Genomic DNA, 14,116 nt, shown 5'->3' on the forward strand with positions numbered 1-14,116 from the left:
GCTCGGGATGACAGAATTGATGTCATCCCGAGCGCAGCGCGGGATCTTTGCTCATGTTTCTTGCTGGTGGCGCGGTCCCAGCGCATGAACTGCCAGGCGCTCGCCGCGCGGCGCGGAATGGTCGCGCCTCGGGCACCTGACAGGGCCGATTCACACGCTATGGTCCGGCCAAACGACCAGGGCGATCCTCGGGGTCGCGTCAATTGAAGGGAAGACCACCATGAGCAAGATGAACCGCCGTACGGTCTTGGCGACGAGCGCCGCCGCCGCGCTGGCGCCGCAGGCGCTGCGCGCCCAGGCGTGGCCGGCCAAGCCGATCCGCTGGGTGGTGCCTTACACTGCCGGCGGCCTCACCGATTCGGTGACCCGGCTCACGCTGGAAAAGGTGAATGTCGGGCAGACCTTCGTGGTCGACAACAAACCCGGCGCAAATTCGCTGATCGGGGCGGAGATCGTCGCCAACGCCGCGCCCGATGGCTACACTTTCCTGACGGTGATCGCGGCCCACGCCGCCAACAAGACGCTCTATGCCGGCAAGCTCAAGTTCGATCCGGTGACGAGCTTCGCGCCGGTATCCCTGGTCGGCATCGCGCCGATCATGATCCTGGTGAGCAACGACCTGCCGGTGAAGACCGTCGGCGAGCTGATCGCCTACGCCAAGCAGAATCCGGGCAAGATCTCGTTCGGCTCGTCCGGCGTCGGCGCGGCCGCCCATCTCACCAGCGAGCTGATCATGCAGGTGACCGGCACGAAGATGGTGCACGTCCCCTACAAGGGCACGGCGCCGGCGCTGGCCGACCTCATGTCGGGCAACATCCAGATGCTGCTGGACGTGCCGATCGGCACCATGAGTCAGGTCAAGGCCGGCAAGGTGCGAGCGCTGGCCATGATGTCGAAGGAGCGCGTGCCGGGTGCCGAGGACATCCCGACCATCGTCGAATCGGGCGGCCCGCTGATCGAATCCTCGAGCTGGGTGATGTTCATGGCTCCGGCAGGAACACCGAAGGAAATCGTCGACCGCCTGGGCGGCGAGGTCGGCAAGGCGATGAAGGACGAGGCCCTGCGCAAGCGCTTGGCGGAGCAGGCCGTGATCCCGGTCGGCGCCACGCCGGCCGAGACGATGAAGTTCCTCCAGTCCGAGGTCGAGAAGTGGGAGAAGGTGATCAACGCCGCCGGCGTGAAGATCGACTCTTAGGAACGTCGACTCTCATCGCCGGGACCGCGCCACTTCAAGCGCAGCAGATTTTGCCTGGAGTGCGCTCGAGCTCTCCTGGACCGCAGGCGTCCCGCCCGCTCGTGATTCTTGACCATGAGCGGGCGCGACGCCCGCGGTCCGGAAGGCAATGATCCCTTCGCCATAAGACGGCGACGCCTCTCCAAGCCAGGATTGATTATAGCCGCGATGCAAACCCGCTTTCACAAGAAACTAGCTAGTCGACCAGCCAGTTAATATCCTTCGCCTGCTGGTACGGCAGCAATGCCCGACTGAAAGCGCGGGCACGCAGGGAGGAAGTGCATGGTCGGGATCAACCTCAGGCGCCGTCGACTGCTGGCAACGGCCGGCGGTGGCGCAATGACAGCTCTTGCGCCAATGGGCGCGTCCCGCGCCCAGGCCGACTACCCGGTGCGGCCGGTTCGCATCATCGTTCCGTTTCCGGCCGGCGGCGCGACCGACATCCTGGGCCGCCTGGTCGGGCAGAAGCTCACCGAGGCGCTCGGCCAGCAGTTCATCGTCGAGAACAAGCCGGGGGCCGGCGGCAATATCGGTGCCGCGCTGGCCGCCCAGTCGGCGCCGGACGGCTACACCTTGTTCATGGGTTCGCCGGGCACGCACGCGGTCAATGCCCACCTCTACGACAAGCCCGGCTACGACGGCATCAAGGACTTCGCCCCCATCTCGCTGATCGTCAAGGCGCCCAACCTTCTGGTGGTCCATGCGAGCTTCCCGGCTGGCACGCTGGTCGAGTTCATCGACTACGCGCGCAAGAATCCCGGGCTGACCTACGGCCACACCAGCAACGGAGGCACCAAGCATCTCGCTGGCGAGTTGCTTCGGCTGAAGGCGGGCATCGACATCGTCCCCGTCGCCTACAAGGGCAGCGCGCCGATGATGGCCGATCTGATCGGGGGGCATCTGAAAGTGGCGTTCGACGATCTCATCACGTCCCTGCAGCACGTCACCAACAAGTCGATCCGCGCGCTGGCCATCACCGGCGAGAGTCGCTGGCCGAGCGTTCCCGACGTCCCGCGGGTATCCGAGCTCGGCGGCGTCTTCGCCGACTACGACGTGACGGCCTGGTACGGCCTCCTGGCGCCGGCGCGCACGCCGACCGCCATCATAGACAAGGTGAATGCGGTCGTTGCCGGGGCTCTGCAGGACAAGGCCCTGCGCGACGACCTCTATGCCAAAGGCGTCGAGCCCATCGGCTCGTCGCCGAAGCAGTTCCAGGAGTTCATCGCCGCCGAGTACCAGCGCTGGGGCGATGTGGTCCGGCGGGCCGGCATCAAGCTCAGCTAGGCGACCGGATGAAAAGCCCGTCCCCGAACCAGCCAAGCACCGACAGGCCAAGCACCGACAGGCCAAGCACCGACAGGCCAAGCACCGACAGGCCAAGCGCCGACAGGGCCGACGAGGTTGCCGATACGCGCCAGCTGCTGGCGGAGGTCGAAGCGCGGCGCGCGTCGGTGATGGACGACGCCCGGCCGCGTGCCGTCGCCCGCCAGCGGGCGGACGGCAAGATGACGGCGCGCGAGCGCATCGCGACGCTCGCCGATCCGGGGTCGTGGCGCGAGTTCGGCGCCTTGGTCACGGCCGCAGCCGACACCGACGTGACGCGCGATCTCGAGGCGCCGGCCGACGGCATCGTCACCGGGCTCGCGACCATCGACGGGCGCCCGGTGGTGATCACCTCGCAGGATTTCACCGTCTATGGCGGCAGCAGCAGCGTCATCGGAAGCCTCAAGCTGGCGCGCGCCGTCGACAAGGCGATCGATGCCGGCCTGCCCCTGATCCGCCTGCTCGAAGGCGGCGGGCATCGCATCCAGGAAGGCCTCGACGCCCGTCACTTCGCCTCGGCCAAAGGCATCTTCAACGCCTTCACGCGGGCGTCGGGCTGGGTGCCCATTGTGGCCGCGATGCTGGGGCCATGCTTTGCCGGCCCGACCAATCACGCAGCTCTCGCCGACTATGTCGTGATGGTGCGCGGCATCGCCACTATGGGCATGGCCGGGCCCGCCCTGGTGAAGGCCGGCACCGGCGAGGAGATCGACAAGGAGGCGCTGGGCGGTGCGACGCTGCAGGTCGACGAGACCGGCGCCGCCGACCTCGCGGTCGACAGCGAGGCCGAGTGCTTTGCCGCGCTTCGCCGCTATCTCTCCTACCTGCCGTCGAACGCGCAGCAGGCACCGCCGGTCGTGACGTGCGGCGATCCGATCGACCGGCGCGACGAAGCGCTGCTCGATCTCGTGCCGGCCAACCTGCGCAAGCCCTACGACGTGCGCAAGGTGGTGGGCGTGCTGGCCGACGCCGGCAGGGTCCTGGAGATCAAGCCTGCTCATGCACGCAACATTGTCACGGCAATCGCGCGGATGGATGGACGGCCGGTCGGGTTCATCGCCAACAACCCGCTGTTCGCCGCCGGCATGATGGACGGCAATGCCTGCGACAAGGCTGCGCACTTTATCGCGGTGTGCGACGCCTTCGGCCTCCCGCTGATCTATCTCATCGACGTGCCGGGATTTGCCATCGGCTCCGGTGCGGAGCGCAGCCGCATGCCGCGACGCAGCGCCAAGCTGATCCACGAGCTCGGAAACGCATCGGTGCCACGCCTCTCGGTGGTGCTGCGCAAAGGCTATGGCTTGGCCTACGTCGCGATGTGCGGCGGCCGCGGTTTCGGCGCCGATGCCTGCTTTGCCTGGCCGACGGCGCAGATCTGCGCCATGTCGGTCGAAGGCGCGGTCGACATCGCCTACCGCAAGGAGATCCAGGCTGCCGCCGATCCCGCAGCGCGGCGGGCCGAGCTGATCGAGGATTTCAAGGATCGGCTGGGCGCATTGCGGGCCGCCGAGCATTTCGGCATCGACGACATCATCGATCCGCGCGATACGCGGCGCCTGATCATCGAGACCCTGCGGGTGACGCCGCCGCGGCGCCGTCTCGACCTGCCGCCGAAGTTCCGCTCCATCGCACCGATCTAGACGGGACCCCGCGCATGGAAGGTCCGGCATGACGCCACCTGGAAAGCAGCTCATGCGGGCGATCGTGTGCCGCGCGTGGGCCGACTACGCGTCGCTGCCGCTCGAGGCGGTACCGCGCCCGGCGATGCGGCCGCGCGGCGTGCGCATCGCGATCCGCGCCGCCGGCGTCAGCTTCGCCACCACGCTGATCACGTCAGGTCAGCATCAGACCAAGCCGCCGCTGCCCTTCACGCCCGGCACCGAGGTCGCGGGTGTGGTGACGGAATGCGCGCCCGGCGTGACGCGCGTGAGGCCGGGCGACCGGGTGTGCGCCGCGCCGGAATGGGGCGGCCATGCCGAGGAGGTCGTCGCCCTCGAGCACAACGTGTTCCCCATCCCAATCGAGCTGCCGTTCGCCGGCGCGGTCCAGTTTCCGCTGTCCTACGGCACGGCCTACGGCGCCCTGGCCTGGCGCGCCGATCTCGCGGCCGGAGAGACCCTGCTCGTTTTCGGCGCCGGCGGTGCGGTGGGCCTGGCGGCAGTCGAGGTCGGCAAGGCGCTCGGTGCGCGGGTGATCGCCTGCGTCGGATCGGCCGAGAAGGCCGCGGTCGCGCGTGCGCATGGTGCCGACCAGGCGCTCGTCGGGCCTCCCGAGACGTTGCGCGACGAAATCCGCCAGATCGCCGGGACACGCGGCGTCGATGTGGTGTTCGACCCGGTTGGCGGCGCCGCCTTCGAGGTCGGCATGCGGGTGGCGGCCGCGCACGCTCGCCTCGTTGTCATCGGCTTCGCGTCGGGGACGCGCCCCATGGTGCCGGCCAACATCCTGCTGGTGAAGAATATCGACGTGATCGGCTTCTATTTCGGGCGCTATATCTGGGACGGAATCGTGCCGCGCCTGCCGTGGGACGATCGGGTGGCCGCGACCTTCACGCAGCTCTTTCAATGGTACGAAGCGGGGCTGTTGAAGCCGACGGCCTCTTTGCGCTTCCCCCTCGAGCAGTATCGCGAGGCCATGGCGAGCGTCGTGGCGCGGCGCGGGATCGGCAAGGTGGTGCTCGAAATGACTGCCAATTCCTCGTCGCCGGCGATGGACGGGTGAGCCGCGCACGCGGTTGCAGCCCCTGGGACCTTCGGCTAGAGCAGGGCTCCAATCGCCGCCCAATGGAATCATGGCGCAGAAGAAGATCGCCACCGCGCGCGAGGCGCCGCGCAAACAGCGCAGAAAGAACGAAGATCGCCGGCGAGACTCCGACAAGCGCCTGCTCGATGCGGGACTTCGCCTGGTGGCGCAGAAGGGCGCGGTCGGGGCGACGCTGGCCGACATCGGCGTCGCTGCCGGCTTCAGCCGCAGCCTGCCGCTCGAGCGCTTCGGGTCCAAGCTGCAGTTCCTGGTGGCGCTGGTCGATCGCACGGAGCAGTGGTTCAACCAATGGGCTTTCGCCGACCTCCAGGGCAAGGAAGGGCTGGAAGGGCTGACGGCCCGGATCGAGGCCCATCTCGGCTCCGCGATGGCGAGCTGGGATGCCACCAGTGCGCTGTTCCTGCTCTACTTCGAATCGCTCACCGTGGTCCCCGAGCTGCGCCCGCGGGTCGCCGCGGTCGGACACGCTTATCGCTCCGCCCTGGAAAGCCTCATCCGGCAGGGACAGGCGCGTGGCGAAATTCGGCGCGATGTCGATCCCGTCGTCGAGGCTACGGTGCTGTTCGGTGCGATTCGCGGCGCCATTGCGCAGTGGCTGTTCGAACCCAGGACCATCGACCTCGGCCGCGTTGCCGCAGCGCTGGTCGATGATGCGCGGCGCTCGCTTGCTGCGGAGCCTGCGCGAGCGAGAGCCGCCAAAGGGTCGAAGGTGGCCACCAAGCGAAAGCCGAAACCCTGAGACGGCGCATCGTGCAACACGGCCCGCGTTCGTCGCACGGCAGCCGTGCGCTGGTGCATCGGTCGCAAGATCACAGCGGGTGCAATGCCGGATAGGCTTCCTCCAGCCACGCCAATCGAGAGCGTGCAAAGGGTAGGAAGACGATGAGAAGACGAGGATTGATGAAGGCCGCCGGCCTCGGCACGGTGGCGGTCGCGGCGCAGACCGTCGCAGCGCCGGCCATTGCGCAGGATATGCCGGAGGTGCGCTGGCGCATGACGTCCAGCTTTCCCAAGAATCTGGATATCGCCACGACGGTGAGCGACGATTTCGTGAAGCGCGTCGGCGAGCTCACCAACAACAAGTTCCAGATCAAGTGGTTTGCGCCGGGCGAGATCGTGCCGGCGCTGCAGGTGATCGACGCGGTGCAGAACGGCACGGTCGAGGCCGGCATCAGCGCCGCCTACTATTACGTCGGCAAGGATCCGACCTTCTCGTTTGCGACGACGCTGCCGTTCGGCATGAACACGCGCCAGCACAATGCCTGGATGATCTGCGGCGGCGGGCTCGAGCTGGTGAACGACTTCCTGCGCGACTACAACACGATCTATGTGCCGGGCCTGCACACCGGGGCGCAGATGGGTGGCTGGTTCCGCAAGGAGATCAAGTCGCTCGACGACATCAAGGGCCTGAAGTTCCGCATCGCCGGCTTTGCCGGCCAGGTGCTGGCCAAGCTGGGCGTGGTGCCTCAGCAGATCGCCGGCGGCGACATCTATCCGGCGCTGGAGAAAGGCACCATCGACGCCGCCGAATGGGTTGGTCCCTACGACGATGAGAAGCTGGGCTTCGTCAAGGTTGCCAAGTACTACTACTATCCGGGCTGGTGGGAGGGCTGCACGCAGAGCGGCTTCTTCCTGAGCCTGAAGGAATGGGAGAAGCTGCCGCCCGCCTACCGTACCGCCGTCAAGGCGGTGGCCAGCGAGACCATGGACTGGTCGCTCGCCAAGTACGATTCGGGCAGCCCGGGGGCGCTGCGCCGCCTGGTCGCCGCTGGCGCCGAGCTGCGGCCCTTCCCGCGCGACATCATGATCGCTGCCTACGATATCGCCTTCGATCTCTACGAGGAGATGGCGGCCAAGAATCCCAAGTTCAAGAAGATTTACGAGTCGTGGAAGCCGTTCCGCGACGAGCAGTATCTGTGGTTCCGGGTCGCCGAGAACACCTTCGACAATTTCGTGTTCGCCCAGCAGGCGGCCAAGAAGCGCTGACCGTGAAAGGCGCCGACACCGGTTACGCCTCTGGCGCCGGTGTCGGATGCGGCGATGAAACGGCGGCGGCCGTGGCGTGTCGACTAGGCCCTGGCGCGCTTCGCTTCGGCGTTTGTCAGCGAGGGCCGGGCTTGGGCACACTGGTGCGGTTCTTCAATCGATTCTCCTGCACCGCATCCGACCGCGAGGTTCCGTGACCACCGAGCTCAACGTCTTCAGCACCATCGCCGTTCAGCCTGCCGTCGAATCCCTGGCGCCGTCGTTCGAGACGGCGCACGATTGCCGTCTCGTCGTCACCTGGAACACCGCGCCCGCGCTGGTGAAGCGCCTGCAGGCCGGCGAGATGGCCGACCTGCTCATCCTCAATCGCGCCGGCATGGACACGATGATCAGCGACGGCCGCGTTGCGCCCGGCACCGACGTGACCCTGGCGAGCTCGGCCACGGCCATCGCCATCAGGGCAGGGGCGCCGCGTCCCGACATTTCGACGCCTGACGCCCTCGTGCGGACACTGCGCGCGGCGCGCGCCATCTCCTACACCGATCCGGCTGCCGGCGGCGCCAGCGGGATCTATTTCGCCAAGCTGCTCGACCGGCTGGGCATCGCCGCCGAGATCAATGCCAAGACGAAATTTCCGCCGCCCGCCGGACTTTCGGGCCAATTCCTCGTGAGCGGCGAGGCCGAGCTCGCCGTCCAGCAGAAGCCCGAGCTGCTGCAGGTGCCCGGCATCGAGATCCTGGGGCCGCTCCCCGGCGAGCTGCACATGGTGACGACGTTCGTTGCCGGCGTCGAGACCGCGAGCGCGAAGGCCGCGATGGCGAGGGCATTGATTGACTTTCTTTGTACGCCCCCAGCCGCGGAGGTCTTTCGCGCAAAAGGCCTCGATCCGGCTTGAAGCGGCTGCGGCAGGTTGCGGGCCCTCCGCAATGGGTTTCGACAGCACATGAGGTGAAGCAAGCTCGGGTTGAAGAGGCCAGCACGCGCCCATAGGCTCCGCTCAGACCCGGAGGATGCGTCATGTCTCGATTCTCGAAGACCCTTTTCGTGATCGTGTCGTTGATGGCGGTCGCCTGGTTGCGACCAATGCCGGCGACGGCGCAGCCGTTCCCCACAAGGGAGTGGCAGGTCTCCTCGCCCGAGGAGCAGGGCATGGGCTCGGAGACGCTGACGCGCCTGGTCGAGTTCGGCGGCTTCAACAACATGGATTCGCTGCTGATCGCCCGCCGCGGCAAGATCGTGGTGGAGGCGACCTACGCGCCGTTCCGCGACGGGCTGAAACATCGCATCAACTCGTCGACCAAGGCGGTCACGAGCACGCTGATCGCGATTGCGTTGAAGGAGGGCGTGCTCGACAGCGTCGACCGGCGGGTTATCGAGTTCTTTCCCGACCGCACGATCGCCAATCTCGACGACCGCAAAAAAGCGATCACGATCCGCCATCTGCTCGACATGACGTCGGGGCTCGGCTGGGACGAAGGCGTGAACGGCGGAGTGGCCTCGTTCCTCGCCATGGAGCGCAGCCCGGACTGGGTGCAGTACATCCTCGATCGTCCGATGGCGACGGATCCCGGATCGGTCTTCTACTACAACAGCGGCAACAGCCAACTCCTGTCGGCGATCCTGACCAAACTGACCGGCAAGAGCGCGTTCGACTACGCCAAGGAGAAGCTGTTCGGTCCGCTCGGCATCGACGACGTCTCATGGCGGCACGACCCGCAGGGCGTCTCGGCTGGCGGCGCCGGCCTCTACATGCTGCCGCGCGACATGGCGAAGTTCGGCTATCTCTATCTGCGCAATGGCGCCTGGGAGGGCAGGCAGATCGTGCCGACCGCGTGGATCGACGGCGTGCGCGGCGCGTCGGTCGACATGCGCGAGAGCTGGTCGAAGAATCTGCGCTACGGCAGCCAGTTCTGGGTCATCCCGGGCCGCGATACCTTCATGTCGGTCGGCTACGACCGCCAGCTCGTCGTCGTGATGCCCAAGCTCGACATCGTCGTGGCGACGACCGGCTCGGCGCGTTTCCTGCCGCTCGGCGGGACACCATCGCGACCGCGCTACGGCCTGGAGACGCTGGTCGGCCACGTCGCGGCGGCCGTGAAGGCGGAAGGCCCCGTCGCGGCCGATCCGGCGGGAATGGCCGCGTTGGCCAAGAGCCTCGCCGACGCTACGCGCGAGACGCCGGCGCCAGTCGGCAGCCCGCCGCCGGCCCTGGCCAGGACAATCTCCGGCAAGGTCTGGCGCTTTCCCGACAACCCGATGAACATCAAGTCGGTCACCTACACCCTCGACGGCCCGGATCCGTCCTACAGCTACGATCTGCGGCGCCCGCCGCCCGGCGTCACGGCGACGCGTTTCGGCGGCCCGATCGGCTTCGATGGCCACTACCGCGTCGGCGGGCGCATGCTCCATGGCCCCAGCGCCAGCCGCGGCGCCTGGCAGGACGACGGCAAGACGCTGGTCATCGAGACCCAGACTCTGGGCAACGACGACGTCGTCCGGGCGACCCACGTCTTCACCGAGCGCACGGTCGACCTCACCTTCGAGACCGCCACCGGCTTCGAGGCGCGGCTGCGCGGCGAGGCGGAGGAGTGAGTCATGCACTTCCCCAGCTTCGCTGGGGAGGTGTCGTCGTCTTGCGCCGACGGAGGGGTCAGGACTCACGTGAGGGGCCTACGACCCCTCCGGCCGCGACTACGCGGACACCTCCCCAGCGAAGCTGGGAGGAGAAAGACCGCGCGGCCCTACTGGAACTCGTACTCTGCGATCAGCCACGGCTCGTTCTTGGCGGCGGCGATCCACTCCTTCATCGCCGGATGGCCGAGCACCGCGTTGCAGTAGGCATCGGTGTCGGAATCGACTGGCACGGCGTAGGTGCGCAGCCGGGTCACGACCGGCGCGAACATGGCGTCGACCGCCGAGAAGCTGCCCAGCAGGAAGCCGTCGTCCTTGGTTCCGCCGGAGAAGCGCTTGCGGCAGTCGCGCCAGGCCGAGGTGATGCGCTGGATGTCGCTGCGCACGCCGGGCGTCATGCCGCGCCCGGGATAGGACGAGCGGATGTTCATCGGCATGTTGGCCCGCAGGTCGGTGAAGCCGGCGTGCATCTCGGTCGACAGCGAGCGGGCATGCGCGCGTGCCGCGGCCGATGACGGCCACAGGTGCGACTCGGGCTTGAGGTCGTTCAGGTACTCGGCGATCGCCAACGACTCCCAGACGGCGAGGCCACGATGGATCAGCACCGGCACGCGCCCCGAGGGCGAATATTTTCGGATCGCCGCCTGCGTGGTCGGCAGGTCGAGCGGGATCACCACTTCCTCGAACTCGATGCCGGCGATCTTGGCCATCAGCCAGCCGCGCAGCGACCACGAAGAATAGTTCTTGTTGCCGATCACCAGGGTGAAGTCGGCCATATGCCCTCCTTGCCAGCGCCATACTTTGGCCGGCAATGTTGCCCGTTGCACTACAGTTTCGTGAGCATGTCCATGTCGTTGCCGTTCGTCGACCGCTCTTCTTCGTCGCTGCCCGTGCAGCTTGTCGCCCAGCCGCGCTGGCGCACCTGGCTCAAGGAACAGAGTGCGGCGCGCCGCGGTTGGGTCGAATCGTCCGGCGTTGCGGGAAATGCCGGTGATCTCGCGCTGCTGCCCGGCCGCGACGGCAAGGCGGCCGGTGCAGTCCTTGTGCTACCAGCCCAGCCGACCCTGTGGGATTTCGGCGCGCTGGCAACGAAATTGCCGCCCGGTACCTGGCGGCTGGCGTCCGATACCGCACCGGTGTCGCCGACCGACGCCGCCATCGCCATCGGCCTCGGCACCTGGCGGTTCGAGCGCTACCGCGCGAAGAAGGCCAAGGCCGGCGCCAGGCTCCTATGGCCCGAAGGCGCCGACAAGGCGCGCGCCAAGGCGATCATCGAGGCGATCACGATGGCGCGCGACCTGATCACCACACCGTCCTCCGACATGGGGCCGGCCGAGCTGGCCGGCGCCGCAGAGGAGCTCGCCAAGGCGCACAAGGCCGCGCTCAAGGTGATCGTCGGCGACGATCTCGTGAAGCAGAACTACCCGATGGTGCATGCGGTCGGCCGCGCCAGCAGCCGCGCGCCGCGCCTGATCGATCTGACCTGGGGCAACGAGGACGATCCCAAGGTGACCCTGGTCGGCAAGGGCGTGTGCTTCGACACCGGCGGCCTCGACCTCAAGCCGGCGTCGGGCATGCTGAACATGAAGAAGGACATGGGCGGTGCGGCGACCGTGCTGGCCGTCGCCGCGATGGTGATGGCAACCGGCCTGCCGGTGCGCCTGCGCGTGCTGGTGCCGGCGGTCGAGAACAGCGTCTCGGGCAACGCCTTCCGGCCGCTCGACGTCGTGCCGACGCGCAAGGGCATCACGGTCGAGATCGGCAACACCGACGCCGAGGGCCGCCTGATCCTGTGATGATGGTCGACTGCGCCACCTTGACCGGCGCGGCACGCGTGGCGCTGGGCACCGATCTGCCGGCGCTGTTCTGCAACGACGACACCCTGGCCGACGATCTGATCGCCGCCGGCCGCGCGGCGGCCGACCCGATGTGGCGCATGCCGCTGTTCAAGGGCTATCGCCGCCTGCTCGACAGCAAGGTGGCCGACATCAACAACGCCCCCGGCGTCGCCTTCGGTGGCGCCATCACTGCCGCGCTCTACCTGCAGGAGTTCGTCCCCGACGACGTGCCGTGGGCGCATTTCGACATGATGGCGTGGAACAACACCGCCAAGCCCGGCCGCCCGGAAGGCGGCGAGGCACAGGTGGCGCGGGCGATCTTCGCGGCGATCGAGAAGCGGATCGTCGGGTAGCCTCTCTGCAGGCTACCGTGCCGTGCGGCCCGGGACGACGCGCGGCACGACGTGAATGTGGTTGTCGACGGCCCGGATGCCCGCCACCTGCTCGGCGGCGACCTGGAAGGCGCGGCGCAGCTGCTCGTCGGACACCACGCCCCAGAGATGCGCGACGCCATGCTGGACCACGACGTCGATCTGCCAGGCGGCGGCCCAGCCGTGCTGGCGGAATGTATCCTCGACGCGCTGGCCGAGCGCCTCGTCGGGAGGAGCGCTGGCGGGATTCGAAGCGGGCGACTGAGGATGCGACAGCAGTCCCTGAAGCAGGTCGATGCGGCTGACGATTCCCACGACCGCTCCCCGCTCGACGATGGGAAGGCGCTTGATTCGATGGTGCACCATCAGCTCGGCAACCTCGCCCAGCGTGGCATCGACATCGGCGGTGACGACCTTGCGCGTCATGATGTCGGCGACGTGCTGCGATCGCGAGCGGACGAAGGCGGCCGCCTCGGCGGCGTTCTCGGCGGCGCGGCGCAACAAGGGTATCGTAGAATCTCCGATGTCGATCCGACCAATCAAATCGGCTTCGCTCACGATCCCTTCCAGGTTACCGTTCTGGTCGACGACGAGAAGCGCGCTGACGCGCGCTGCGATCAGCCGTTCCGCTGCCTCGAAGATGGTCTTGTCGGCGGCGATCGTCAGCGCCCCCTTTGTCATCACGTCTCGCGCGCGCATGACAGGTTCCTCGGTGAAGACAGACCTGCAGGATAACGACTCTGCCGGGAAGACGCCTTGCGGAAGATCAAGGCTGGGGTGGCGTGAGCCGGGCCCCTTTCATGTCATCCTGAGCGCAGCGAAGGATCTCATCGCCAGGAGTCTCAAGGCACACCTATGGCAAACGACGATGAGGTCCTTCGCTGCGCTCAGGACGACAACAGGAAAGGTTCCTCGCTGCGCTCGGGATAACATCGCGGGTGTCGCGGCAAGCATGATGTCATCCCCAGCGCAGCGAGGGACCTTTCCTGTTGTTGATGAACAGCGCGGAACGGTGCAGCTTTCACTTCAAGGGCTCAGTACCCCGTCCTCGGATCCACCCGATTGATGAGCTCCCGCCCGCTGCGCAGGCGCTTGATGTTCTCGATGATGCCGGGTGACGCCGTTCGCGGGTTGGTCGCGCCGGCGATGTGCGGGGTGACGTGGACCTTGGGATGCGTCCAGTAGGGATGGTCGGCCGGCAGGGGCTCCTGGTTGAACACGTCGAGCGCGGCGCCGCTTAGCTGGCCCGAGGCGAGGGCCGCGAGCAGGGCATCGTCCTCGACGAGCGGGCCGCGCGCCATGTTGATGAAGTAGGCGCCCCTGGGCAGCGCGGCGAAGGCCTTGGCGTCGAGCAGACCCCTGGTGTTGCGAGTGAGCGGCAGCACGGCGACCAGGATGTCGCTGCGGGCCAGGAACTTCTGCAGTCCGTCGGCGCCGTGGAAGGTCTCGATGCCGTCGAGCGTCCTGGCCGTGCGGCTCCAGCCGGCCGTCGGGAATCCCAGCATCGCGAACTTCTTTGCCGTGTCCTGGCCGATCGTGCCCAGGCCCATGACGCCGACGCGGCGATGGAGGGTGTCGACGAAATCGAGCGGCTTCCATTCCTTCTTGCGCTGACTCTCGGCGTACTTGTCGATGTCGCGGTGATGGCGCAGCGCCCAGTAGATCGCGTACTCGCTCATCTGGCCGACCAGGCCGTCGTCCATGATGCGCACGATCGGCACGCCCTCGGGCAGCTGGTCGTCGGCCAGCAGGTGGTCGACGCCCATGCCGAGCGATACGATCAGCTTCAGGTTCCTGAACGAGGCGAGCAGGCCGCGCGGCGGCTTCCAGGCCAGCGCGATCTCGATGGCGGCCGTATCGCCCAGGGAGTCGAGGGTGCGGAAATCGATCGGGCCAAAGGCATCCGACAGGATCCGTTTCCAATGCAGCCCATCGGTGTCGCGGCTGATATAGGCGATCGCATTGGCCAT

Annotated in this window: 11 protein-coding genes and 1 pseudogene; 9 read left to right on the top strand and 3 right to left on the bottom strand. The window is 67.4% G+C overall.

What is annotated here, in order from left to right:
* Positions 1-220: 220 nt before the first annotated feature.
* The 8 genes from ACILR9_RS24855 (at position 221) to ACILR9_RS24890 (ending at position 9,898) form a co-directional block, all read left to right on the top strand.
* Positions 221-1,195: a Bug family tripartite tricarboxylate transporter substrate binding protein gene (locus tag ACILR9_RS24855; RefSeq protein WP_395712657.1), complete on the top strand. Its 975-nt coding sequence runs from the start codon at positions 221-223 to the stop codon at positions 1,193-1,195.
* A gap of 321 nt (positions 1,196-1,516) precedes the next feature.
* Positions 1,517-2,518: a Bug family tripartite tricarboxylate transporter substrate binding protein gene (locus ACILR9_RS24860; RefSeq protein ID WP_395712658.1), complete on the top strand. Its 1,002-nt coding sequence runs from the start codon at positions 1,517-1,519 to the stop codon at positions 2,516-2,518.
* 8 nt (positions 2,519-2,526) lie between these two features.
* Entirely contained in the window at positions 2,527-4,197 is a 1,671-nt protein-coding gene (locus tag ACILR9_RS24865; RefSeq protein ID WP_395712659.1) for an acyl-CoA carboxylase subunit beta, read from the top strand.
* 28 nt (positions 4,198-4,225) lie between these two features.
* Complete coding sequence (locus tag ACILR9_RS24870) at positions 4,226-5,278, top strand: NADPH:quinone oxidoreductase family protein (protein WP_395712660.1); 1,053 nt, start codon at positions 4,226-4,228, stop codon at positions 5,276-5,278.
* A gap of 70 nt (positions 5,279-5,348) precedes the next feature.
* Positions 5,349-6,059 carry a TetR/AcrR family transcriptional regulator gene (locus ACILR9_RS24875; RefSeq protein ID WP_395712661.1) on the top strand — a complete coding sequence of 237 codons (711 nt, stop codon included), beginning with the start codon at positions 5,349-5,351 and terminating at the stop codon, positions 6,057-6,059.
* Between the two features lie 143 nt (positions 6,060-6,202).
* Positions 6,203-7,306, top strand: coding sequence for a TRAP transporter substrate-binding protein (locus tag ACILR9_RS24880; protein WP_395712662.1), 1,104 nt, complete (start codon positions 6,203-6,205; stop codon positions 7,304-7,306).
* 193 nt (positions 7,307-7,499) lie between these two features.
* Positions 7,500-8,201 carry a substrate-binding domain-containing protein gene (locus ACILR9_RS24885; protein ID WP_395712663.1) on the top strand — a complete coding sequence of 234 codons (702 nt, stop codon included), beginning with the start codon at positions 7,500-7,502 and terminating at the stop codon, positions 8,199-8,201.
* Between the two features lie 122 nt (positions 8,202-8,323).
* Complete coding sequence (locus ACILR9_RS24890; RefSeq protein WP_395712664.1) at positions 8,324-9,898, top strand: serine hydrolase domain-containing protein; 1,575 nt, start codon at positions 8,324-8,326, stop codon at positions 9,896-9,898.
* A 149-nt stretch (positions 9,899-10,047) separates the two neighbouring features.
* On the opposite strand, the gene ACILR9_RS24895 is transcribed toward ACILR9_RS24890, so the two are convergent.
* Positions 10,048-10,713, bottom strand: coding sequence for a glutathione S-transferase family protein (locus tag ACILR9_RS24895; protein ID WP_395712665.1), 666 nt, complete (start codon positions 10,711-10,713; stop codon positions 10,048-10,050).
* Between the two features lie 72 nt (positions 10,714-10,785).
* On the opposite strand from ACILR9_RS24895, the pseudogene ACILR9_RS24900 reads away from it, so the two are divergent.
* Positions 10,786-12,128, top strand: a pseudogene (locus ACILR9_RS24900) (leucyl aminopeptidase family protein).
* Between the two features lie 12 nt (positions 12,129-12,140).
* Here the strand turns inward: ACILR9_RS24900 and ACILR9_RS24905 are convergent.
* Together ACILR9_RS24905 and ACILR9_RS24910 are read right to left on the bottom strand one after the other, a co-directional pair.
* Positions 12,141-12,845 (bottom strand): CBS domain-containing protein, encoded by a 705-nt coding sequence (locus tag ACILR9_RS24905; RefSeq protein WP_395712666.1) that lies wholly within the window; start codon positions 12,843-12,845, stop codon positions 12,141-12,143.
* 335 nt (positions 12,846-13,180) lie between these two features.
* Positions 13,181-14,116 (bottom strand): 2-hydroxyacid dehydrogenase, encoded by a 936-nt coding sequence (locus ACILR9_RS24910; protein ID WP_395712667.1) that lies wholly within the window; start codon positions 14,114-14,116, stop codon positions 13,181-13,183.

The sequence above is a fragment of the Reyranella sp. genome (genome assembly GCF_044224635.1).
In the GTDB taxonomy this organism is placed as follows: domain Bacteria; phylum Pseudomonadota; class Alphaproteobacteria; order Reyranellales; family Reyranellaceae; genus Reyranella.